Annotated in this window: 22 protein-coding genes; 10 read left to right on the top strand and 12 right to left on the bottom strand. The window is 51.5% G+C overall.

Annotated features, from left to right (window positions below):
• Nucleotides 1–7: 7 nt before the first annotated feature.
• The 3 genes from VFA_RS06390 to VFA_RS06380 all read right to left on the bottom strand — a co-directional run bounded on the left by VFA_RS06390 (nt 8) and on the right by VFA_RS06380 (nt 2319).
• A complete protein-coding gene (locus tag VFA_RS06390; RefSeq protein ID WP_038151103.1) occupies nt 8–706 on the bottom strand; it encodes a GntR family transcriptional regulator in 699 nt (232 codons plus the stop codon).
• A 164-nt stretch (nt 707–870) separates the two neighbouring features.
• Nucleotides 871–1707 (bottom strand): helix-turn-helix transcriptional regulator, encoded by an 837-nt coding sequence (locus VFA_RS06385; protein ID WP_004725783.1) that lies wholly within the window; start codon nt 1705–1707, stop codon nt 871–873.
• Between the two features lie 9 nt (nt 1708–1716).
• Nucleotides 1717–2319: a LysE family translocator gene (locus VFA_RS06380; RefSeq protein ID WP_232281689.1), complete on the bottom strand. Its 603-nt coding sequence runs from the start codon at nt 2317–2319 to the stop codon at nt 1717–1719.
• A gap of 275 nt (nt 2320–2594) precedes the next feature.
• On the opposite strand from VFA_RS06380, the gene VFA_RS06375 reads away from it, so the two are divergent.
• From VFA_RS06375 to VFA_RS06360, 4 genes are all read left to right on the top strand, one after another.
• Nucleotides 2595–3566 carry a tripartite tricarboxylate transporter substrate binding protein gene (locus tag VFA_RS06375; RefSeq protein ID WP_004725780.1) on the top strand — a complete coding sequence of 324 codons (972 nt, stop codon included), beginning with the start codon at nt 2595–2597 and terminating at the stop codon, nt 3564–3566.
• A 206-nt stretch (nt 3567–3772) separates the two neighbouring features.
• Nucleotides 3773–4270, top strand: a complete 498-nt coding sequence (locus VFA_RS06370; protein WP_004725779.1) for a tripartite tricarboxylate transporter TctB family protein — start codon at nt 3773–3775, stop codon at nt 4268–4270.
• A 9-nt stretch (nt 4271–4279) separates the two neighbouring features.
• Nucleotides 4280–5830: a tripartite tricarboxylate transporter permease gene (locus VFA_RS06365; protein ID WP_038151099.1), complete on the top strand. Its 1551-nt coding sequence runs from the start codon at nt 4280–4282 to the stop codon at nt 5828–5830.
• Nucleotides 5831–6082: 252 nt separating this feature from the next.
• On the top strand, nt 6083–6394 hold the full coding sequence (locus VFA_RS06360; RefSeq protein WP_004725777.1) for a DOPA 4,5-dioxygenase family protein: 312 nt from the start codon (nt 6083–6085) through the stop codon (nt 6392–6394).
• A 107-nt stretch (nt 6395–6501) separates the two neighbouring features.
• Here VFA_RS06360 and mglC read toward each other — a convergent pair whose 3' ends face one another.
• The 4 genes from mglC to VFA_RS06340 all read right to left on the bottom strand — a co-directional run bounded on the left by mglC (nt 6502) and on the right by VFA_RS06340 (nt 13658).
• Nucleotides 6502–7509 (bottom strand): galactose/methyl galactoside ABC transporter permease MglC, encoded by a 1008-nt coding sequence (mglC, locus tag VFA_RS06355; protein WP_004725773.1) that lies wholly within the window; start codon nt 7507–7509, stop codon nt 6502–6504.
• 10 nt (nt 7510–7519) lie between these two features.
• Entirely contained in the window at nt 7520–9028 is a 1509-nt protein-coding gene (gene mglA, locus VFA_RS06350; RefSeq protein WP_004725771.1) for a galactose/methyl galactoside ABC transporter ATP-binding protein MglA, read from the bottom strand.
• Between the two features lie 190 nt (nt 9029–9218).
• Nucleotides 9219–10193: a galactose/glucose ABC transporter substrate-binding protein MglB gene (gene mglB, locus VFA_RS06345; RefSeq protein WP_004725769.1), complete on the bottom strand. Its 975-nt coding sequence runs from the start codon at nt 10191–10193 to the stop codon at nt 9219–9221.
• Nucleotides 10194–10565: 372 nt separating this feature from the next.
• Nucleotides 10566–13658 carry a beta-galactosidase gene (locus VFA_RS06340; protein WP_004725767.1) on the bottom strand — a complete coding sequence of 1031 codons (3093 nt, stop codon included), beginning with the start codon at nt 13656–13658 and terminating at the stop codon, nt 10566–10568.
• A 306-nt stretch (nt 13659–13964) separates the two neighbouring features.
• Between VFA_RS06340 and VFA_RS06330 the strand changes: the two genes are divergently transcribed.
• From VFA_RS06330 to VFA_RS06310, 5 genes are all read left to right on the top strand, one after another.
• Nucleotides 13965–14450 (top strand): NifB/NifX family molybdenum-iron cluster-binding protein, encoded by a 486-nt coding sequence (locus VFA_RS06330; RefSeq protein ID WP_004725766.1) that lies wholly within the window; start codon nt 13965–13967, stop codon nt 14448–14450.
• A gap of 9 nt (nt 14451–14459) precedes the next feature.
• Nucleotides 14460–14663, top strand: a complete 204-nt coding sequence (gene nqrM / locus VFA_RS06325) for a (Na+)-NQR maturation NqrM (protein WP_004725763.1) — start codon at nt 14460–14462, stop codon at nt 14661–14663.
• A gap of 145 nt (nt 14664–14808) precedes the next feature.
• Entirely contained in the window at nt 14809–15462 is a 654-nt protein-coding gene (nfsB, locus tag VFA_RS06320) for an oxygen-insensitive NAD(P)H nitroreductase (protein ID WP_004725762.1), read from the top strand.
• Between the two features lies 1 nt (nt 15463).
• On the top strand, nt 15464–15760 hold the full coding sequence (locus tag VFA_RS06315; protein WP_004725760.1) for a putative quinol monooxygenase: 297 nt from the start codon (nt 15464–15466) through the stop codon (nt 15758–15760).
• A gap of 108 nt (nt 15761–15868) precedes the next feature.
• Nucleotides 15869–16810 carry a LysR family transcriptional regulator gene (locus VFA_RS06310; RefSeq protein WP_038151421.1) on the top strand — a complete coding sequence of 314 codons (942 nt, stop codon included), beginning with the start codon at nt 15869–15871 and terminating at the stop codon, nt 16808–16810.
• Nucleotides 16811–16819: 9 nt separating this feature from the next.
• Here VFA_RS06310 and VFA_RS06305 read toward each other — a convergent pair whose 3' ends face one another.
• From VFA_RS06305 to VFA_RS06295, 3 genes are all read right to left on the bottom strand, one after another.
• Nucleotides 16820–17293 (bottom strand): response regulator, encoded by a 474-nt coding sequence (locus tag VFA_RS06305; RefSeq protein ID WP_014205019.1) that lies wholly within the window; start codon nt 17291–17293, stop codon nt 16820–16822.
• Entirely contained in the window at nt 17280–18602 is a 1323-nt protein-coding gene (locus VFA_RS06300; protein ID WP_370447160.1) for an ATP-binding protein, read from the bottom strand. The genes VFA_RS06305 and VFA_RS06300 overlap by 14 nt, the downstream gene beginning before the upstream one ends.
• A 72-nt stretch (nt 18603–18674) precedes the next feature.
• Entirely contained in the window at nt 18675–20093 is a 1419-nt protein-coding gene (locus VFA_RS06295) for an SLC13 family permease (protein ID WP_172475424.1), read from the bottom strand.
• Nucleotides 20094–20376: 283 nt separating this feature from the next.
• Between VFA_RS06295 and VFA_RS06290 the strand changes: the two genes are divergently transcribed.
• A complete protein-coding gene (locus VFA_RS06290; protein WP_004725753.1) occupies nt 20377–21255 on the top strand; it encodes an EamA family transporter in 879 nt (292 codons plus the stop codon).
• Between the two features lie 77 nt (nt 21256–21332).
• Here the strand turns inward: VFA_RS06290 and VFA_RS06285 are convergent, their stop codons facing one another.
• Complete coding sequence (locus VFA_RS06285) at nt 21333–21809, bottom strand: DUF2947 domain-containing protein (protein WP_004725751.1); 477 nt, start codon at nt 21807–21809, stop codon at nt 21333–21335.
• A gap of 10 nt (nt 21810–21819) precedes the next feature.
• Nucleotides 21820–22410, bottom strand: a complete 591-nt coding sequence (locus VFA_RS06280; RefSeq protein WP_004725748.1) for an HD domain-containing protein — start codon at nt 22408–22410, stop codon at nt 21820–21822.
• Nucleotide 22411: the final 1 nt, after the last annotated feature.

Below are 22411 nucleotides of genomic sequence, written 5' to 3'. Positions count from 1 at the left end.
ATTCTCCTTAATCTTGGGCTTCGTTTTGTATCTGTTTTTCGATTAGGCGACGACTACCTGAAATGTGTCGACGCATCAGCATTTCTGCCAGCTCTTCATCGCGATCGCGAATCGCTTGCAGAATGAATTTGTGTTCTTCCAACGCTTCAATCGGACGCGAATGAGCGCGTGGCGATTGATAGCGGTACATGCGCAGCAAGTGGTAAAGCTCATCGCACAATAGCGACACCAGTTGTGTGTTGCGGCTGGCTTTAATAATACGGTAATGGAAATCGAAATCTCCTTGCTGGTGGAAATACGACGCGCCATCAACTTGATCGATGTGCGCCGAATGTGTCGACAATAACGTTTCCAGCCCAGCCAGTTCGATTTCAGTAATATTGCGCGCCGCTAAGCGTGCCGCCATGCCTTCCAGCGCTTCACGAACCGCGTACAGCTCCAACAATTTTTCCGTGGAGAACTGAATCACACGCGCCCCGACATGCGGAATGCGCTCGATCAACCCCAACCCTTCCACACGCATTAACGCTTCACGCAGCGGGCCGCGGCTCACTTGGAAACGCTTGGCCAGCTCGGGTTCCGAGATTTTACTGCCCGGCGCCATGCCCCCTTCTACGATCGCTTCGATCAAAAATTCGGTCAGGCTTTCTGATTTGGTATGTTCTTTCTCGCCTGCCGCGCGCTTCTTTAATTCAGTCGTCATCATCTCATCTTCTACAAAGTGGGTAAGCCAAGAAAAGTCATCCAACGATGAAGGGCTTACCAAAGGGTTAAACTTAAGATAGACGATCAAATTGTCGACAATCAAGCAAATTGTCGACAATTTAGACTAAGGTCGTAAGCAGACCTGATAGGGAGATTTGAGGCGGTTTAAAGTGTGAAGAAGGACTGATATTTCTTAGGTGTCAGTGCAATACGACTTTTAAAACTACGTTGAAAGTGAGCTTGATCAGCAAATCCTAAAGCAAGTGAGGTGTCGACAATTGTTTCACCCTGCTTCAGTAACTGTTTGGCGCGTTTGATGCGTTCATCCATGAGGTACGCATGGGGCGACAGGCCAAAGTATTGCTTGAACGTGCGGATCAGATGATACGGACTGACGCCCACCTCATTGGCGAGCGCATCGAGACCAATCGACTGATCGATTTCATCAAACAGGCGCTCACGGGCGCGCAGCAGATAATCCGGGGCACGTTTGCGCTGGGTGGCAAGCTGGCTGCCGTCGGTCACCACCGCCGACGGCGTATACAATCGTTCGATGAATTCATACATCAAGGTATGCGCAGACAAAGCATCTTGTTCTTGCAGGAGTGCGGCAAATAACTGTTCAAACTGAAGGCTGAAATCGGCGCGACGTTCAAAGTCCGAAATAAAGGCGTAGTAATCCATCTGGCGGCGCCCTAATACCTCTTGCTGCATCTGCCCCATCCATAATGTGTCGACAAATAGCATTCGATACGACCATTCGCCCTCATGTGGGTTGCACGAGTGCATGTCTGCAGGATTGATGGTGACCACATCGCCACCGCCGATTTGATGCTGGCGCACGTGATTGTCGTAGCGCGCTCTGCCGCTATCAATGATGCCAAACGAAAATTCGTCGTGAGAATGCTTTTGATAACAGACATGTGACCACTTGGCGATGCGCGCTTCGACCTGCGGCAGCGCCGTTGGGCGCATGATGTTGCTGCTTAACGATGTTGACATTCCCTATCCTCACATCCAGATGATGACCATCGACCCACAGAGCATCGCCGCCAAAATGAGTTGAAACCAGCGTTGACGCCGTGGTGAATTGAGCCATTGCGCGACCGATTGGCCGAGCACTGCCCACACCCCCACGCCAATAAAACAGATCACCAGCGACAGCGAGCAAAACCATCCCAATGCCGAGTGCGTGTTCACCTGATTCAAAACATACAAGCTAACCCCGGAACTGGCAAAAATCCACGCTTTTGGGTTGAGTAATTGTATCAAACTGCCTTGCACAAACAGCGCTTTCATCGCCATTTGCGGATTGGAGTTGAGCCCCAAATCCTTAGCCAGCAGGATACGTACGGCCAAATAGAGCAAATACAAACTGCCCACCCAACGCATAACCGGCACCAGCAGCGGGATGCCTTGGCTCATTTCACCAAGTGCCACGCCACAGATAAACACCACCAACACGTAAGCCACGGAGGCACCCAACACATGGATGGACGCTTTGCGCCAGCCAAACTGCGCGCCCGCGTAAGTCGCCATCACATTCACCGGCCCTGGAGAGACCGCCCCAACAAAAGCAAACAGCGCCATTGCGCTTAATAAAGAAACCATCATCCCGTCCTTTCGTGCGTTTTCACGGGGTGATAGTAACCAGCGGAAACGGGAGAATATTGAACAAAATTGCGCAGGGCGATGCGGGCGAATGTGCCGTGAACTTTATGAACATAACTCCCTTTATGCCCAATAATGTTTTTATCGCCGCTTTAGAGACAAACCATTAACACATTCTTAACCTACAATAACACGGTAGCAAACTTCTGCCCTGCTACCGCGATGATAACGATAAGCGTCATACCTCTGGATGATGCACCTACATAAGGAACGTGAATATGTTGAAGCATTTCAAACCGACCCTCGCAGCGTCGCTGCTTGCCGCCACCTTCTCTTTCTCTGCTCTGGCAGCGGATCTGGAAAAAATCCACTTTCTGATCCCCGGCGGCGCAGGCGGTGGCTGGGACATGACGGCCCGTGGCACCGGTGACGTGCTGATGAAAACACACCTGATCGACAATGTTTCCTATCAAAACCTTTCGGGCGGCGGCGGCGGTAAAGCCATTGCACACCTGATCGAGACGGCTGATCGTCAAGAAGACACCCTGATGGTGAACTCAACGCCTATCGTGGTGCGTTCGCTCTCCGGCGTTTTCCCCCAATCGTTCCGTGATTTAACCCCAGTGGCAGCGACCGTGTCCGATTACGGCGCGTTCGTGGTTGCGGGTGATTCCAAATACAACAGCTGGGAAGAAGTGGTTGCCGACTTTAAAGACAACCCACGCAAAGTGAAAATCGCGGGCGGTTCTGCACGCGGCAGTATGGACCACCTTGTCGCCGCAGCGGCATTCAAAGGCCAAGGGCTCGATCCAAAAGAAGTGCGCTACATCGCCTACGATGCGGGCGGTAAAGCGATGGCAGCATTGCTGTCTGGCGAAACACAAGTCCTGTCCACCGGCCTTGGTGAAGTGCTCGAAATGTCGAAAAGCGGTCAGGTAAAGATCCTCGCAATCACCGCCCCGAAACGCTTGGACGTTGCGCCAAACATTCCAACCTTGTCTGAATACAACAACCCAACTGTGTTTGCGAACTGGCGTGGTTTCTTCGCCGCACCGGGTGTCAGCCAAGAGAAGATTGATGAATGGAACGTCGCGCTGAAGAAAATGTACGACACAGATGAGTGGAAAGTGGTTCGTGACCGCAACGGCTGGATTGACAGCTACAAAGCGGATAAAGAGTTCTTCGCTTTCCTCGAAGATCAGGAAAAGCAGATGGGCGACCTGATGCGTGAACTGGGCTTCCTCAAATAACGCTGCGTTTTCTCCACAAACAACGGAACGGGCAACCGAGTGTTGCCTCGTTCCAGCACCTTTGCCGCAGACGAGCGAAAAATTACTCCTTTGTTTTGGTAGATGTTTTGACTAGCAGCAATCCGTTTACCCTTAGTTAATTCCTTCGTTAACTCCGCTTGTCTGCGGCCTTTTCTTCACCACCACCTGATGTCATGGAGTTGGATATGTCGGATCTGCCAACCAAATTATTCAGCAAGGAATATCTACTGTGCCGCGATCGCGTCGGCGCGATGATCTTTCTTGTCCTTAGCCTGTGCTACGGCTATCAAAGCACACTCATTCCTATGTTTCCCGGCGACGAGTACGAACCGTTTACCGCGCGCACCCTCCCGACCCTGCTCACTTACGCCGGTGTCGGCTTGTCACTGCTGTTATTAGTGGTTGGTCAACCGGACAAAAAGAGCGGCGCAGTGATGTCGTTCAACTGGAAACTGCTGATTGGCTTTTTGGTGCTGATGGCGCTCTACGGCGCAGGATTAACCTATCTTGGCTTTGTGCTGGCGACCGGTTTCTTCCTCATGGCAGGCTTCTACATTCTGGGTGAACGCCGTAAATCGATTCTATTCGGTGCATCGTTCCCGTTTGTGATCGCCTTTTATTTACTGCTGACTCAAGGTTTGGATGTGTATCTGGAACCGGGTCTGATTTTCACGCTTTGGTAGGAAAGGATTATGTTAGACGGAATTTTGCAAGGACTGTCGACTGCAGTCATGCCTTTTAACCTGCTGATGGTGATCGTCGGCTGTTTCGTGGGAACCTTCATTGGGATGCTACCGGGCCTTGGCCCTATCTCCGCCATCGCGTTGATGATTCCGATTACTTACGGTCTGGAACCGTCATCCGGCCTGATCCTGATGGCGGGCGTGTACTACGGCGCCATTTTTGGCGGCTCCACGTCATCAATTCTGATCAACGCGCCGGGCTGTTCATCGACTGTGGTAACCGCGTTTGACGGCTACCCCATGGCGCAAAAAGGCCAAGCGGGTAAAGCCTTGGCACTGGCGGCATATGCCTCATTCACGGGCGGGACACTGTCGGCAATCATGCTGCTGGTCGCAGCGCCTGCACTGGCTCAGGTTTCTCTGAGTTTCCAGTCAGCCGACTACTTTGCGTTGATGCTGCTGGGCTTGTCTGCCGTGGCAGCGTTCGCAGGGAAAGGTCAGGTAATCAAAGCGTGGATGATGACCATTTTGGGTTTGATGCTCTCAACAGTGGGTATCGATAAAGGCGTAGGTGTGGAACGTTTCACCTTCGGCCTGACCGACCTGATGGATGGCTTTAGCTTCCTGCTGCTCGCCATGGCGACCTTTGCTTTAGGCGAAACCTTGATGGGCATTTTGAAACCTGAATCCGACACGCGCGATGAAGAAAACAGCAAGTTGAGCAACATCGGCAGCATGAAGATCACCAAAGAAGAAGTGCGTGAAGCGGCGCCCGTGTCGATTCGTTCTTCTATCCTTGGCTTCTTTACCGGCGTACTACCGGGCGCAGGCGCAACCATTGCCGCCTTCCTCAGCTACGGCATGGAACGTAATCTGGCGCCGAAAGACAAACGCGAGGAGTTTGGTCACGGCTCCATTCGCGGTCTGGTTGCGCCAGAATCCGCCAACAACGCAGCGTCTAGTGGTTCATTTGTTCCGCTACTCACGCTGGGGATTCCGGGTTCAGGCACCACGGCGATCATGCTCGGCGCCCTGCTTGCTTACGGCATCCAACCCGGCCCACGTCTGTTTGTCGATCACCCGGATGTGTTCTGGTCCGTCATCATCTCGATGTACGTGGGGAACATTGTGCTGTTGATCCTCAACCTGCCGCTGATTCCGTACATTTCGAAGCTGCTGGCTGTGCCTCGCACCGTGCTGCTGCCGATGATTCTGTTTTTCTCTATCACCGGTGTATATCTGGTGTCGTTCAACACCATGGATGTCTTCATCATGCTGCTTGTCGCGATGGGCGCGATTGCGCTGCGTTTGGCGAACTTCCCGCTCGCGCCGTTATTGTTGGGCTTTATCCTTGGCGGCCTGATGGAAGAAAACCTGCGCCGCGCGCTGATGATTACCGACGGCGAGCTGAGCTTCTTGTGGGAGCGTCCAATCACGCTGGCGTTTACAGCCCTGTCGGTGGTGATTCTGGCCAGCCCAATCGTGATGATGGTGGTCAACAAAGTCCGTGGCCATTCAACCTCATCAAAATCCTGTAATTCAAATAAAGCACACGAATAATTCCGTGAACGTGATTCAGCCCGGCCAATTGGTCGGGCTTTTTCGTCTCGCCGTGTGACACACAAAGCGTTGCCGCCGACGCAACTTGTTCACGTTTCCCCTGACTTTCCCGCCGAGTGTGTTACCCTCCCTTGCATCAAAAAAGCGCCCTGCCAAATACATGGAAATCAATCCCATGACCGGCAGCGTGTCTCCATTCAAATGAAGTGTGACGCCGTGAAAACAGAAAAAAGACCCGTGAACGATCATGCGATGTACCACGCGCATGTGTACTTTGATGCCAACACATTGGCGTTTGCGACCCGCTTGTATGAGCGCATCGGACAAACGTTCCCGCTCCAACTCGGCAGGCTGCATCAACGTCTCGTTGGCCCGCATACCATGTGGAGCTACCAAATCCTGTTCAGCCATGACGATTTCGATCAGTTCATTCCGTGGCTGGATCAGCAACGCGGCGAATTGAGTGTGTTGGTGCATGCCGATACCGGCGATGATTTGGCCGATCACACCACGTACGCATCGTGGCTGGGTGATGCGGTTGATTTGGATTTGAGTCAGTTTTAGACGTCATGCAATGGGTTTGACGATCATGTCGCGAACCAAAGAAACAGAAAAAGAAAAACCGCTCCCGAGGGAGCGGTTTTGAACCAGCAGCAACTGTGTCGTTAGTTTTACTTTTTATTGGCGTACTTCATGGAATCCAGTGCCACCGCGAAGACGATGATGGAACCCTTGATGATGTATTGCCAGTAAGGGCTGACCCCAATGTACGTCATACCGTAGTTGATAACGGTGAAGATCAAAACCCCCGTTACCACGCCAGCGATGCTCCCCACACCGCCCGCGAAGGACACGCCACCAACCACACACGCTGCAATGGCGTCGAGCTCGTATAAAAAGCCCAAGTTGTTGGTTGCGCTACCGATACGTCCCGCTTCCAGCATCCCCCCGAATGCATAGAAGACACCTGACAATGCATACACTTTCAGCAACGTCAGTGGCACGTTCACACCGGATACTTTCGCCGCTTCAGGGTTGCCCCCGACCGCAAAAATGTTTTTGCCGAACACGGTTTTGTTCCACAGAATCCACATGAACACCGTCGCAATAATGGCGTAGAAGGTGATGTAGGAGAACCTGAACCCGCCGATTCGAATAAAGCCTTGGGTGAATGCCGTGAAGCGGTCATCAAAGCCAGCAATGGGTGATGCACCAACCGCGTCGTAGTAAAGCGAGTTGATACCGTACACGATGATCATCGTGCCCAATGTGGCGATAAATGGCGTCACTTTGAGGTAAGCGACAATCACACCGTTGACCAAGCCAATGATGGCACCGATCAGACACACGCAGATGATGACGGCAATGATGGGCACTTCACCAATACTTGGGAACACCTTGTTCACATTGTCGATGGATTGAAGCAAGGTCGCGGAAATCACCGCAGCCAAACCCACCTGACGACCGGCGGAAAGGTCTGTGCCCTGCGTGACGATCAACCCCGCAACACCCAGTGCGATAATAATGCGCACGGAAGACTGAGTCAGAATATTACTCAGGTTACGAAGACTTAAGAAGGAAGGCTCCTGAATCACGATCACGGCGAGCAATACAAATAATACTGCGTAGATCGCGCCTTCTTTTAAATGCTTTAGTGCAAAAGATTTAACTGCATCCATAATACATTCCCTAGAGGTAACGAGAGGCTAGCTCTAATATTTCGTTTTGTGTGGTTTCTTTGGTATTCACAATACCTGCGGCACGACCGTTACTCATCACTAAAATACGGTCTGTAATTCCTAATAACTCTGGCATTTCAGAGGAAATAATAATGATGCCTTTATTTTTCTTCGCCAGTTCCAGAATCAGTTGGTAAATTTCGAACTTCGCGCCCACATCAATGCCGCGAGTCGGTTCATCCAACATTAATATTTCAGGTTGGGTTAACAGCCAGCGACCAATAATGACTTTCTGTTGGTTGCCGCCCGACAAAGAACCGATCGAAGTTTGATGCGATGGCGTTTTCACACGCATGGAGTCAATCACCCACTGCGTATCGCTCTTCATTTTTTTGTCGCTCAGCAGACCATAAGGAGTTTTGTACTCATCGACGTTGGCCACCAGTGAGTTGAACGTAATGTCCAAGTTACTGTAGATGCCCGTCGAGCGACGCTCTTCTGTCACCAATGCAAAACCGTTGCGAATCGCTTCATGGGCATCGCGGTTTTTCATCTCGCGGCCATGGAGTTGAATATGCCCTTCACTGCGTTCGCGCACGCCAAAAATGGTTTCAACAATGTCGGTTCGGCGCGATCCCACCAGCCCCGCAACGCCCAAAATTTCGCCAGCGCGTAGGTCAAACGAAATGTCGCTGATCGACGGCTGATTCAACGCAGTCAGGTTTTTCACTTCCAGAATGACATCTTTCGGTGTGTTGGTTTTTTCCGGGAAACGGTGCGTCAGTTCACGGCCCACCATCATCGCGATGATCTGATCCATATCGAGGCCTTTCAGCGGACGTGTTTCCACCCACTGGCCATCACGCAGGATCGTGATTTCATCACAAATGGAGAAGATCTCTTCCATCTTGTGCGAGATGTACACCACGCCACAGCCTTTCTCTTTCAGCTTGTTGATGATGGTGAACAGGTGATTGACTTCTTTTTCCGTCAGTGAGGACGTGGGTTCGTCCATAATCACCACTTTCGCGTCGTAAGAGAATGCTTTGGCGATTTCCAGCATTTGCATTTGCGAAACCGATAACGTGGCAACTTTCACTTTCGGGTCGATATGAATATCGAGTTCTTCGAAAATAGCTTTGGTATCCCGATACATTTTATCGTGATCGACAAATAAACCTTTTTTCGGATAACGGCCAAGCCAAATATTGTCCATCACTGAACACTGTTTTACTTGGTTTAATTCTTGGTGCACCATGGAAACGCCAGATTCCAGGGCCTCTTTTGATGATGAGAAATTAATATGCTTTCCTAAGAAAAGAATATCGCCTTCATCTTTTTCATAGATTCCAAACAAACATTTCAACAGCGTCGATTTACCCGCACCGTTTTCGCCCATCAGTGCATGGACGGAATGCGGACGCACTTTTAAATTGACGCGGTCCAATGCTTTTACGCCTGGAAATGATTTGCTCACGCCTGTCATTTCTAACAGGAATTCATGTGTTTGATCGACCATGGCATCACTTTTCTGTTTTTAAACGAGAACCAATAAATATCGCTTAGATACATATTCCCGACGATGAACAAACGAAACCTGACCTCATGCCATCGCGCATGATCTGTGTGTCGTTTGATTGCATCGTGGGTAAAGGTGATTGGTTAAAGTGGTATTGGGGAGCGCACATGCCCTCCCCCAAATCCGTGCATTATTCGAGGGTCGATTTATCCACGCCCACGTAAGGTACACGAACCACTTTGTTCACCATTTGCCATTGGGTGCCTGCGGTTGGCTCTTTGCCTTCCGCCAGGTTACGCGCCAGTTCAAAGGTCGCTTTGGCTTGTGAATCCGCGTCATTTAGCACCGTACCCGCCATGTCGCCTGATTTCACCAGCGCCAGCGCTTCGCTCAACGCATCGACACCAAAGACTGGGATTTTCGCACCCGCGCCACGCAGGGCTTCAACTGCACCCATCGCCATGCCGTCGTTGTTCGCAATGACCACTTCAATCTTCGCACCGTTCGGGCCAGACAACCATGCATCCATCTTGTCTTTTGCCATCGCGGTATCCCACATGCCGGTATCCATGTGCAATTGTTCGGTTTTGATGCCGTTTTCGTTGATGGTTTTCACAGAATAGGTGGTACGTGCTTCCGCGTCTGGGTGGCCTGGTTCGCCTTTCAGCATCACGTATTGCAGCACGCCGTCACCATTTTTGTCCCAAGATGGATTTGCTTTCCACTGCTGAGAAATCAAGTCACCTTGAATGATGCCAGACTCTTTCGAGTCCGTGCCGACGTAGAATACTTTGTCGTAACTTGCCATCGCATCCGCGCTTGGTTCTTTGTTGTAGAACACCACGGGTACATCGTCCATTTTCGCCTTTTGGATGATGGTTTTCGCGGCCGCTGGGTCAACCAAGTTGACAGCTAGCGCTTGCACACCACGAGCCAGCATGACGTCAATTTGGTCGTTCTGCATCGATTGGCTGTTTTGAGAGTCGTTCATCAGGATGCGAGTGTTGCTATCTGCTGCTGCTTCTTTCTCAATCGCTTGACGCACGACCGACATGAAGTTGTCGTCGTATTTGTAGATGGTAAAACCTACGGTGGTGTCAGCCATTGCTTGAGAACCGAAGCCCATGCCGGCAGTCAGCATCGCGAGTACAGTTAACTTTCTCATTGAACAAGTCCTATTTGTTGTTTTGTTATATAGATGTAGGGGACAAACGTTATCGAAATGCAACTTGCATGGAAACGTTTACTTGGCCAAGTATAGTGAGCAAAAGGACAATTAATGTGAAGCAGTTAATGTTTTGGTTGCAATCGCATCCAAATGTAAAATTTTGTTTAAATATTTTGAAGCTAATTACAAATAAGAGCCGCCAACGTAACACAGTGTAACAGCGAGATCCGGTTCTCTTTTTCGCAGGGGGTGATGATCGAATTTTGCAGACGAAATGAGACTGCCATGAGGCAGGATTGAGTAAACGTTTACAATGTAGCGCGAGTGCATTCGGGGAGCAAGCGGCTCCCCTTGAATTTGCGACACTGCTTAACGAAATGCCAAGGTGAATTGATAATGATAATGACGTTTGAGCAGTTGATATTGCAGATGAACACTTGGCGTCCAAGAGTCGTCGCCGCCAACCCCCATGTGCTCGGCATCCAACCGTACCCACAGTTTGCCATTGGGGTGTAACTCGTGGGTATGGCGCGCGTTGGCAACGCCCTGTGCATCATAGCGGCTGACCGACAAATGGTGCAGCCCAGTCACCGTGAAGCCGCCTACTACACTTTCTTTCACATCGCAGCGCAACCCACTGTCGCTTGGGAAAATATAGGGCGTGTGCATCTCGGCCACCGAAGCTTGATAGGCGCCGATGTGCGCCGATGTTTTGCGATCCGGATAATTCTCATGCGGGCCTCTACCAAACCAACGGATGTCGTCAATCTTATCGGCTAGCGCCAGTTCAATCCCCACACGTGGTAATGACGGCAATCCAGACGCAGTTTGCACATCCACGCTGAGTCGCACTTCCCCATCGGCATAAATGTGGTACTGCCATTGGGTGTGAATCACGGCCATGCCTTCAAAGCTGTGGACATACCGCACGTCAATCCAACAGCAATCACTCAACTGGTGGTGACGAAACTGCACGCACTCGCGTTTCAAGTGCGGTAAACCCATGGCATCCCAGCGCGCAATCCAAGAATTTGGATCCACTTTATTGGCTTCACTGGTGCCAATGTCGTTATCCAGCGGCGCGCGATAAAAGTTGTCTCGCAGGCCACGCGTCAGTTGCTGCTCACCATTCACCCACCACGCATCGAGTTCACCGGTTTGCGTGTCAAACTCAATGGTTTGCGTTAGGGCATGAATTTTCAGGCGGTTCAGCGCATTTTCAAGTTTCGGTACGCCCGATAAATTGCCCTGTTCAAGTGGCAAACCAAACACACCCGGCAGCTCAAACTGCTGACACGACACCGCGTGGCCGCGCGGTGCCCACAAGGTATCGTGCGCCAGTTCGACACGCACGTTGAGGTGATAATCCAGCCCGATGTTGGCAGGCGGCAGTGTGTCAGCCAGTACAAACGTCGCATGACTTTGCGGCGCCAACGCTAGGCCACACTCCCCGTGAGCAATGGGATGGCCTTGTTCCGTAATGTGCCATATCAAACGCTCTTGGGGCGTCGTAAACAGGTTCTCACTCGCCACACGAATGGTGAGCGGCTCGGTGCTGACCAGTTCAATCTGATGAAATTGCTGCGCTTGCTTGGCCTCATATAAGGTTGGATGCACGCTGCGGTCAGGGAAAATCAATCCATTGATGCAAAACTGGCGATCGTTAATTTCGTCGCCAAAATCACCGCCGTACGCCCAGTATGACTGACCGTGCTCATCTGTGCGGGTTAAGCCTTGGTCGACCCAATCCCAGATAAAGCCACCTTGCAAGCGCGGATACTCGCGAAAAGCATCCCAATACTGGTGAAAATTACCCAAACTGTTGCCCATGGCGTGAGCGTATTCGCACAGAATCAGCGGGCGCTGCTCGCCCGGCATACCAATCCACTTTTTCAGCGCCAGTTTGGGGGTCACCGCCGGATCAGAAGCCAGTCGCTGATCGGTGTCCACTCGTGCATACATCGGCGCAATGATGTCCGTCGCAGCGGTGTCGGAGCCACCGCCCTCATATTGCACCGGACGCGACGGATCGCGTTGTTTGGTCCATTGGTACAGCGCGTGATGATTGGCACCAATTCCGGATTCATTGCCGAGCGACCAAATGATGATCGACGGGTGGTTTTTATCGCGTTCGACCATGCGGGTCATGCGGCGCGAAAAGGCATTCAACCACGTGAGATCATCGGCCAAACGGCACATCGGGAACTGACCATGGGTTTCAATGTTGGCTTCATCCACCACGTACAACCCGTATTCATCACACAACTCATACCACATCGGGTGGTTGGGATAATGCGCGGTGCGCACTGCATTGAAGTTATGTTGCTTCATCAGAATGATGTCTTGGATCATGCTGTCACGGGTCATCACATGGCCCAATTCCGGATGATGTTCGTGACGGTTCACACCCCGAATCAGCAGCGGTTGACCATTAACGCGAAGGACACCGTTGGTGATATCGACCTGACGAAACCCAACGTCGTATCCTTCGCAATCCACGCAATCACCCGCGCTGTCATGCAACGTCACCACCAGCCGGTAGAGGTACGGATCTTCAGCGCTCCATTGACGCGGATTCGCCACCGGCACTCGGTGCTGGGTGCGTTCCTGCCAAGCGCCCTTTTCATCGACGATCTGTTGTCCGGTAGCCGCGTGGCGTTTGCCAAACACACTCTGGCCTTGGGCATCAAATAGCTCAATGGCCACTTGATACGCCGACGTGCATTCACTCAGCGACGTGGTGACGTTGAATGAGGCGTCACGAAAACAGGCGTCCAACTCAGTCTTGATCTCGACATCTGCAATTGACACCTTTGGTTTGGTGGTGAGCGTCACGTCGCGAAAAATGCCACTCAGCCACCACATGTCCTGATCTTCTAAATACGAGCCATCTGACCAACGCATTACCATCACCGTCAGTTGGTTATCCCCTTCCGTCACATAGGAGGAGAGATCAAATTCTGCGGGCAAACGGCTGTCTTGTGAGTAGCCTACCCATTCGCCATTGCACCACAGATGAAACGCTGAGTTCACCCCATCAAACGTGATAACGTAACGCGATGCTTCGCTGTGCTCATTCAGGCTAAACTGGGTGCGATAAATACCGGTTGGGTTATCTTGCGGCACATACGGCGGGTTATCTGCAAACGGATATTTGATGTTGGTGTATATCGGTTTATCGAATCCCTGACATTGCCAGTTGCCCGGAACGGCGATATTCGCCCAATCAACATCGTTGAAATTTGTCTCAATCACCGCTGAGGGAACGCTTTCAGGATTGGTGTACAACGCAAACTTCCAAAGGCCGTTTAACACCCGCTGATTGGCAGATGGCTGCTTTGTTCGCGCCGCCTCTTCGCTGTGATACGCATGCAATGGCGCATGGGCGTTCAGTACATGATGGTGTGTAACGTGTTGATTTTCCCACTCTCTCGCTGAGATAACCTGAGCAAAAGTTCTCATTCTTCAAGGTCCTGTTGTGTCTGATTACCGGTCCGATTTGGTTTGAGCATGAAGTGCCGGTTTATTTGGTAACGTTTACAAAACACTCTAGCGCTGGCACAAAAACAAATACAGTTCACGTCACTGTATCTTTGCTCTTCATCACCAACTTTGCCAATTCTTGCGCGGATACAGCGGTCATGTTGAATCCGGTCACGCTGCAATTACAAAATTGGCGCGCCAACATGAATTTGCAAAAATAATAATTGGCATATGCTAATTATTGGCGCAAGATAAAGACCACTTCATTCATTAAGGAGCTGAGAGATGCTGTACGCGCTGCCTGTTCAAAACCAACGTCTGAGTAACCATTTTTCTAAAGCCCCACAGTTTCTGCTGTTTGAGAGTGAAACGGGGACTAAACAATTGATTGAGACGACGCTCGATCGCGATGAGCGCCACACGTCTTGTGGCAAAAAGAACGCGTTGCTCACGCTCTTGCAACAGCATCACGTGCAAGCGGTGGTGGTGCGAAACATTGGCGAATCGATGCTTCGCCATCTGTTTGCGTCAGAAATGGCTGTGTTTTCCAGCCCTGCCCTCAATGACCTCGACCAATTCACGGAACGCAGCCTCACGCCCGTGACCAGCATGAGTTACGCGCGCCCTTCGATCAATAAAGCGAAATCGACGTGCGGAGGACATTCAGGATGCGGTCATCAGGGATCGTGCTGTCATAAACCGGCGCCAGTCACTAAACTCAAACCGAGTACCTTAGAAAAATTACAGCGTGTGCTAAAGATTCACCGCTAAGGACAATCGATGACTTACCTACTCGCTTTTGGTCTGTTTCTCATCTTGGTGGTGTTGATGAGTATCGGCGTATTGATGCGCCGTAAACCCATTCAAGGCAGTTGCGGCGGCTTGTCGAGCGTTGGTGTCGACAAAGTGTGCGATTGCGACACCACCTGCGATGCGCACCAATCGAAGCTGTATCAGATCCAAGAACCCAGCGACAAACCCTAACACAACCCCGCGATGGCGACGATTGACGTCCATCGCGGATTCGATTTTCAAAAATTTTTTGAAAGTCCTTCAAGCTAAACACTCTTTTTCCCTATTCATCAAGACGTTATCTTTTGGGCCAATCACTGTCCAATGAGAACAATCCATGAATATTACTGCTCACGCAAAATCTCGTTATTCGACGAAATCGTTCGATGCCACAAAGCGCATCAGCGATGAACACATTGAAGCGATTAAAGAGCTGATTCGTTTTAGCCCATCCAGCACCAACTCACAGCCTTGGCACTTTATTCTTGCCAGCACAGAAGAAGGCAAACAACGTATCGCCAAATCTGCGCACGATCGCTACATCTTCAACGAAGCCAAAATTTTGAATGCGTCTCACGTGTTGGTGTTCTGTGCCAAAACCAACATCGACGAAGAGTACTTGCTCAATCTTCTTGAAGTGGAAGACCAAGATGGCCGCTTTGCCAACGCAGACGCCAAACAAGGCATGCACAATGGCCGCTCGTTCTTTGTCAACATGCACCGTTTTGACCTGAAAGATGCACAGCACTGGATGGAAAAACAAGTTTACCTGAACGTGGGAACCGTTCTGCTGGGCGTGTCCACTTTGGGGATTGACGCAGTGCCTATCGAAGGGGTCGACTTTAAAGTGCTGGATGAAGAATTTGGCCTGCGTGAAAAAGGCTTGACCAGCGTGGTGGTGGTGCCATTGGGTTACCGCGCAGAAGACGACTTTAATGCCAAGCTGCCAAAATCGCGCTGGCCAGAAACTGAAATCATCACGGAGTGCTAACATGGCAACAATACATTTGATGGCTGAAATCAAAGCCAACCACGGACAAGAAGAAAATCTGGAGCAGGCCTTGCGCGCGCTGCTTGAACCGTCACGCAATGAAGATGGCTGCTGCCAATACGAACTGTTTCAAGATGAATCCATTCCTGGTCTGTTTGTGATGCAGGAAATTTGGTGTTCTGAAGCGGCATTGGCTCAACACGAACAAACCGAGCATTTTCAGCACTTCGTGGCATTAACCCAAGACAAAGGCTGGATTGAATATTTGCAGCCGCGCCAGCTTAAGTTCCTCGCTTAATCTCGCTATTCTCTAAGCGCCGTTTTCATCCCCTCATCGGAAATGGCGCTTTTCATCGCCAATCAATTATGGTGTGATACGCCCAGCTATCGCCACTTGCGACACGATATGAAAGCGTTAAACGATCTCAATATTTTCGTTGAAACCGCTCGTCAGGGCAGTTTCTCTCAAGCCGCGCACAGTTTAGATGTGACGCCGGCAGCCATCAGTGCCACCATCAAACGTTTAGAAGCCCAGTTGGGATTCGCGCTGTTTGTCCGCTCCACGCGCAGCTTACGCTTAACCCATGAAGGCGACATTCTGCTGCAAAAAACCCAAACTGCGCTCAGCACCATTCAAGAAGGGCTCGATCAAATCGCGCAAGCGCAAGGAGACATTTCCGGCACGCTCAACCTCTCCGCGCCGTCCGATTTTGGCCGCAATCAACTGCTGACATGGCTGGATGAATTTGCCGAACTGTACCCCAACATTTCGATCAATTTGGATCTCTCCGACGGCATCACCAACTTGTATCACCGCCCGATCGATTTGGCGATTCGCTACGGCACACCGCCAGATTCCAACTTTGTCGCATTGCCCATTTGCACGTGCAACACGCGCATTGTTTGTGCCAGCCCCGACTATGTGTCGAACAAACCTGCCATCGCCAAACCCAGCGATTTACTGGCGCATCACTGCCTCTGTTTTATGCTGTCTGACACGTATCACAACCGATGGACGTTTTGGAAAGAGGGGGAAACAGACACGGTGGTGGTGAAAAGTAAACGCAGTGCGAACGATGGCGATGTGGTGCGCCGCTGGGCGATCAATGGTCGCGGTGTGGCGTACAAATCCTTGTTGGATGTGAGTCAGGACATCATTGATGGTCGGCTGGTGCCCCTGATGCCCGATTGGCAATCGGAACCGTGTCCGGTCTACTTGGTTTGCGCTGACAAGCGCTTGCTCAATCACGCGACGCGCGCGCTGCACCAATTCCTTCAGGCGAAATGTGAACAGCGCATGCGTCAGGTGAAAAACATCATCTCCCAACGTTACAGTCAGGTGATGTAACGGCGGGCCTCATCGTAAACGGGCCAGCACGATTTTCTGGTCCAGCTCGTGATGCCATTCCGTGTAATCCATGCCTTGCTCAAACACATATTCGGTCACGAGGCTGCGCACGCACTCAACCAGCGTCTTGGCGTGCCAAGGCTTTTCGAAATAGCGATCAATGCCAGCCGTATTGATCGCATTGATCGTGTCGGTGTGCGTCGCTTGCCCTGTGAGCAATACTTTTTTCGTGCCTCTGAAACGCGAGTCTTGCGCGACTTCCGTGAGCAAATCAACGCCCGTTTTGCCCGGCATCACGTGGTCAGAAATGATCAGCGCAATGTGTTCCCCCTGCGCATCGAGATCGTCCATCAAATCGAGCACTTCATAAGCCGACTCACAATCTTCAATGTTCAGCCAGTTTGCCAGCGGTTCGAGATCTTGTAACACCGCGCTCAGCACTTCTCGCTGGTCATCGACGCAAATGATATTAAGCTTCTCCATAGTCATCCTCGACAGGTAGTTTGATCCTAAAAATGGTGGTGTCGTGATTGCTTTTCACCACAATCGTGCCGCCGTTACTAGAGACAATCCGTTTCACGATGGCGAGCCCCAGCCCCAAGCCAAACGACAAGCCGTCTTTCTTGGTGGTAAAGCTGGGTTGAAATATCTTTCTTCGAGTTGCCTCGTCAATTTCTGGGCCGTTGTTGGCGACCGTAATGAAGAGCCGCTGTTTGCTGTATCGGGTATGAATATCGATGGCCGGATCAGCGGTGGTCTGCATGGCATCGCAGGCATTTTTGATGATGTTCACCCACACCTGAACCCACTCCGTGACCGAGCCTTTGATCACCGACAGAATCCCCGGACGCATGCGCACCGACACGCGGCGTAAGTCGCTTTGCAACAGCGCCAACGCTCGGTTGAGCGTATCGTTCAGATCGAGGTCTTCATCTAAATTGATTTCTGTGCGGCCAAGTTGCTTCACCGACTTCACAATGCCTACCGTATGTTTAGAAGCCAAACGCAAGTCGTGCAAGTCCCGCCCCATTTGCCAGTAGCGAATCGCCAAGTGCGGGTTCTTCAACCAATGGGATGACAACGCCTGTTCTGGCACCGCACGTGCCAATTCACGCGCCACATTGCGCGGCAAATGATATTGCTGCTCAAAACGCAAGCCCCGTTCGCGCGCTTCGCTGGATGACACTTTCTGCCCATGCATTAAGCCAAAATCAAAAAATTGGCTCGCTTCGGGGTGTACTTCTTCCAACAGCTCTAAAAACAAGGTTTCCAAGCGTTCGGTTTTGCTACTCACCACGCCAATCGCGTTATTCAATTCATGCGCAATCCCGGCAGCCAGTTGACCCAAAGTCGTCATCTGCTCGGCGGTATGCAGGCGCTCCAAAGCTTTTTCTTTGGCGACCGATTCCTGCATCGCACGGCGTTGACGACGATTCAGCTCAGCAACCATCACCGGCATGAATTGCGTGCTGAGCGGGCCGTAATCGGCTTCATCGACCACTGGCGTGCGGCGATCGATCCAGCCAAGTTCCACCTCACTTTGCGCCACCACCGTTGACGATGCCAACCAGTTGCCCGAAAAGAAACTGTGCACCCCGATGAACGCGCCTTGCGACGCGGAAAAAACGCGAATCGACTTGCCCTCTTTCTCTTGATAATGGCCCGTCAACTCCCCCGACCGCACATAGTAAAGGCGGTCGTTGTAGCCGTTTTGTTCCAGCACCACTGCGCCACTGTCAAGGCGCAGCGTGCGTTCCGGGCTGGAGAAATAGCGCAAAACCAATGCGTGCATCTGTGTGTTCATTCACTTAACCACTGACTGTGTTTCACGGACGTTTCACTCTGGTGCGTTCACCACCGATCGTTAACCAATGTGGCCCAGCACATGCAGCAGCCACACCATCACAAAGCTCAGCAACACGCCGACTACCCCTAAGATCACGCCAATGCGTGCCATTTGGCTACTCTGCACATGACCCGTGGCGTGTGCCAGCGCGTTAGGCGGCGTACTGATCGGCAGTGACATCCCCAATGATGCGGCAAAGGTCACAACCAGGATCAAGGTCACTTCGCCGCCAAGCGGCACCAATGAAGCCATCGATGCACCGAGTGCCGCCATGATTGGCATCAGCAAGTTGGCAGTCGCTGTGTGTGACATAAAGTTGGCCATCAACAAACACAAGAACGCGGCCCCAAACAGCACCACATAGGGCGAGAATTGATCAAACGGAATGCTGTTCACCATCAATTCGGCAAGGCCTGTTTTGTCGAGCGCCAATCCGAGCGCGATCCCGCCGGACACCAGCCACAGAACATCCCACGAAATTTTCTTCAAATCTTCTTTGTTGATGATGCCGGTCACCGAGAACACTGCGACCGGGATCAACGCCACCGTATACGAGTTCATGCCGTGTAACGACCCCATCAGCCACATGATGATGGTGACAGCAAACGTCGCGTACACCACGAGCGCTTTCGGTGTTTTCAGGAATTTGCCTTTGATGCTGAGTTCAATTTGGGTCTGCTCCGCTTTATACATAAAGCCAATCAGGAACCACGCCAGCGTCATCAAGATGATCACAAACGGCACACCAAACGCCATCCATTGACCAAAGGTAATCAGGTTTTCGCCCACCAGATATTTCAGCGCAATGGCGTTCGGCGGCGTGCCGATTGGCGTGCCAATCCCACCAATGTTGGCTGCCACGGGAATACATAAGGCAAACGCAATGCGACCTGGGTCTTTAGGGCCAAAGACTGCAATAACCGGCGTCAGGATTGACAACATCATGGCGGTGGTTGCCGTATTCGACATAAACATCGAGAACACGCCGGTGATCAGCATCAATCCGAGCATCACGTATTTAGGATTTTGACCAAACGGCTTGAGCAGCACCCGCGCCAAGTTGACGTCCAAGCGGTATTTGGTCGCCGCCATGGCTAAGAAGAATCCCCCCAAAAACAGCATGATGATCGGGCTGGCGAACGTCGCCATGATGTCGCTGTAATGCAATAAGCCACCAAATTCCGGCGCCGATTGATTCAAGCGAAACAGCACCAAGCCTTTGTCCGACAACATCAATAACTCAAGCACAATGATCACCACCGACGTGGCATAAATCGGAATCGGCTCAAACACCCACAGCAAGGCTGCCAGCAAGAAGATTGCAATCACCCGTTGCTGAATGATGGTAAGCCCGTCAAACGGAAACGCGCTGAGGGGCAACGCTAACACCAACAATGGCACCATGATGGGGATAATGTATTTGAGGTAGTGGCGAATCATAAGCTCTCTTCCTGAGGGTTTAGCACGGCGAAAAAAACACCCTGCCTTGAATCAGATTTTCCAAACGAATGGATTCATTATCAGGCAGCAAAAAACAAAAGTTTGGCGTTAGATCAATGATTAACAGCACTTTGAAAAGCAGTGCTCAAAAGTGCGTTCCAGCTAGCAAATATCGCCCTTTTCGCGGCCGTCAAATAAATGAAACGGCGGCTTCTATTCACCACACATAATTTGGGGCATAATCGCTGCGCCTCCTGTTTCATATTTATTTTTGGTGTCTATGTCTTTGAACAAATCCCCGGTGTTGCTTGCTGTTGGTTGCCTGTTGTGCGCCATGGTGACCATTCAATCCGGTGCGTCGATTGCAAAACAGTTCTTCCCGGTCGTCGGTGTTGGCGGCACGGTTGCACTGCGCATCGCGCTGTCTGCGCTCATTCTGGTGATGATTTTCCGGCCTTGGCGTTTGCGCCTGAGTGTGCCGCAATGGCGTGCCATGTTGGTGTACGGTTTAAGTTTGGGCGGCATGCAGATGTCGTTTTACTTTGCACTGGAACGGATTCCATTGGGCATTGGCGTCGCGCTCGAATTTACCGGCCCCTTGATGCTTGCGTTGCTGTCGTCCCGCCAAAAACGCGACTTCATTTGGATTGCCCTTGCTGTGGCGGGGCTGGCGTTGCTGCTGCCGGACATGTCTGGCGTCGATGCGCTCGATCCGATTGGTGTGGCACTGGCACTGGCGGCCGGGGGGTGCTGGGCGGGATACATTTGGTTTGGTCAGCGTGCGGGCTCGGTGGGTTCCGGCGGCGCAACCGTGGCGATTGGCTTGTCCATTGCCGCCGTGATTTACTTTCCGATTGGCGCCAGTTTAGCGACTGGCCCGCTGTTTACGTGGTCGATTTTACCCATGGCATTGACCATCGCGGTGCTGTCGAGCGCCCTGCCTTACAGCTTAGAGATGATGGCGCTGAGCCGTTTATCGACGCAGCATTTTAGCGTGATGATGAGTTTAGAACCGGCGATTGCCGCTATGGCTGGCCTAGTGATTCTGGGGGAAACACTTGCTTGGTCGCAATGGGCAGCAATTTTGCTGATCATCAGCGCGTCGATGGGCAGCACGCTCTCTGCGACAAAAAGAAAAGTCGTCATCACGCAGGAATAATCGTGACAACGTGCGGTTGCAAAAACCTGCAACCGCTTCTAAACCCGATAAAAAAACCGGCGCGAGCCGGTTTTTTGTTAATCGTTGTGTTGGCCAATTTTGACCGTGCCATCGGTATGAAACCACAAGGCTTGTTGGCGGCGGCGCCCCAGCAGAATGGGGCCATCATCGTAAAACAGGAAGTTTTTCCAATGACGTTTGAAGACCGACCATTTGGTCTCAATCACGTTGTATTTTTCATAGCAAAAATACACGGTCACGTCATCTTGCCAATCCATGTGCTCCAGAATAGCTTGGGGCAGCGCAGGGTCATCACTCTCCCACTCGCTCATCCAATCCACTTCCGCGCACCAATTACTGGCTTTGCTTGGCCAATCCTGCGAACTAAAACGTTCTGCGTCCGGACTTTGTGGGCTTAAGTTTTCTTTCCAAAACTGCGCGGCGCGCATCTGGGACATGGGTTTAATCTGTTCGAGGTCCTGCGCCGGAACGGGCATAGACTGATGAGTAAAAATCCATTTTCTTTGGTACTGATCCAAAGGCAAATACGACATGAAATGTCCTTCAGGCTTTAAGCCAACCTTGTTCGGTGGCATGTTCAATCATTTGCTGTGCGTATTCCCACAGCGCATGTGAACCCTCGTCAATGCGACGGTTCACGGTCAGTGCTTGTTGGCGAGACACGCCATTTTCGATCCAACTCTGGCCCTGATTATGATAATTCAACATCATCGGGATCAGGCGATCCAGTGCTTTGGCAAACTTGGCGTCCGCCGATTGTGCCGCTTCAAATTCACGCCACAAGCCAAACAGTTCTTCGCCTTGGTCGGCAGGCAACATACCAAACAGACGCTGCGCGGCAGCGAGTTCTTTTTCAGCTTGTTGTGCAGACGCGGCGGTATCGTAAACAAAGGTGTCGCCCGCATCAATCTCCACCATGTCGTGCATCAACAACATCTTGATCACGCGGTGAATATCAACGGGCGCGTTGGCGTGTTCCTGCATCAACAGCGCCATCATCGCCACATGCCAGCTGTGTTCGGCACTGTTTTCCAATCGGCCATCGGCACTTTTCACGCGTGTACGACGCAACACCGTTTTGAGACGATCCAATTCCAGCACTAAGTTCAACTGCTGCTGCATTCGTGACGGCATG

This window comes from Vibrio furnissii CIP 102972 (assembly GCF_000176175.1).
Taxonomy (GTDB): Bacteria; Pseudomonadota; Gammaproteobacteria; order Enterobacterales; family Vibrionaceae; genus Vibrio; species Vibrio furnissii.
Note: the sequence above shows the minus strand (reverse complement) of the source record. Positions and strands in the feature narration are given on the sequence as shown.

What these genes read in the sequence shown, in the direction of transcription:
- VFA_RS06315 (WP_004725760.1), top strand. Translation starts at nt 15,464, where the DNA reads ATGGCAACAATACATTTGATGGCTGAAATCAAAGCCAACCACGGACAA.
- VFA_RS06365 (WP_038151099.1), top strand. Translation starts at nt 4,280, where the DNA reads ATGTTAGACGGAATTTTGCAAGGACTGTCGACTGCAGTCATGCCTTTT.
- VFA_RS06290 (WP_004725753.1), top strand. Translation starts at nt 20,377, where the DNA reads ATGTCTTTGAACAAATCCCCGGTGTTGCTTGCTGTTGGTTGCCTGTTG.
- VFA_RS06285 (WP_004725751.1), bottom strand. Translation starts at nt 21,809, where the DNA reads ATGTCGTATTTGCCTTTGGATCAGTACCAAAGAAAATGGATTTTTACT.
- VFA_RS06340 (WP_004725767.1), bottom strand. Translation starts at nt 13,658, where the DNA reads ATGAGAACTTTTGCTCAGGTTATCTCAGCGAGAGAGTGGGAAAATCAA.
- VFA_RS06360 (WP_004725777.1), top strand. Translation starts at nt 6,083, where the DNA reads ATGTACCACGCGCATGTGTACTTTGATGCCAACACATTGGCGTTTGCG.
- VFA_RS06310 (WP_038151421.1), top strand. Translation starts at nt 15,869, where the DNA reads ATGAAAGCGTTAAACGATCTCAATATTTTCGTTGAAACCGCTCGTCAG.
- VFA_RS06375 (WP_004725780.1), top strand. Translation starts at nt 2,595, where the DNA reads ATGTTGAAGCATTTCAAACCGACCCTCGCAGCGTCGCTGCTTGCCGCC.
- VFA_RS06385 (WP_004725783.1), bottom strand. Translation starts at nt 1,707, where the DNA reads ATGTCAACATCGTTAAGCAGCAACATCATGCGCCCAACGGCGCTGCCG.
- VFA_RS06370 (WP_004725779.1), top strand. Translation starts at nt 3,773, where the DNA reads ATGTCGGATCTGCCAACCAAATTATTCAGCAAGGAATATCTACTGTGC.
- mglA (WP_004725771.1), bottom strand. Translation starts at nt 9,028, where the DNA reads ATGGTCGATCAAACACATGAATTCCTGTTAGAAATGACAGGCGTGAGC.
- nqrM (WP_004725763.1), top strand. Translation starts at nt 14,460, where the DNA reads ATGACTTACCTACTCGCTTTTGGTCTGTTTCTCATCTTGGTGGTGTTG.
- VFA_RS06300 (WP_370447160.1), bottom strand. Translation starts at nt 18,602, where the DNA reads ATGCACGCATTGGTTTTGCGCTATTTCTCCAGCCCGGAACGCACGCTG.
- mglB (WP_004725769.1), bottom strand. Translation starts at nt 10,193, where the DNA reads ATGAGAAAGTTAACTGTACTCGCGATGCTGACTGCCGGCATGGGCTTC.
- VFA_RS06390 (WP_038151103.1), bottom strand. Translation starts at nt 706, where the DNA reads ATGATGACGACTGAATTAAAGAAGCGCGCGGCAGGCGAGAAAGAACAT.
- VFA_RS06305 (WP_014205019.1), bottom strand. Translation starts at nt 17,293, where the DNA reads ATGGAGAAGCTTAATATCATTTGCGTCGATGACCAGCGAGAAGTGCTG.
- VFA_RS06330 (WP_004725766.1), top strand. Translation starts at nt 13,965, where the DNA reads ATGCTGTACGCGCTGCCTGTTCAAAACCAACGTCTGAGTAACCATTTT.
- VFA_RS06380 (WP_232281689.1), bottom strand. Translation starts at nt 2,319, where the DNA reads ATGATGGTTTCTTTATTAAGCGCAATGGCGCTGTTTGCTTTTGTTGGG.
- VFA_RS06280 (WP_004725748.1), bottom strand. Translation starts at nt 22,410, where the DNA reads ATGCCGTCACGAATGCAGCAGCAGTTGAACTTAGTGCTGGAATTGGAT.
- nfsB (WP_004725762.1), top strand. Translation starts at nt 14,809, where the DNA reads ATGAATATTACTGCTCACGCAAAATCTCGTTATTCGACGAAATCGTTC.
- mglC (WP_004725773.1), bottom strand. Translation starts at nt 7,509, where the DNA reads ATGGATGCAGTTAAATCTTTTGCACTAAAGCATTTAAAAGAAGGCGCG.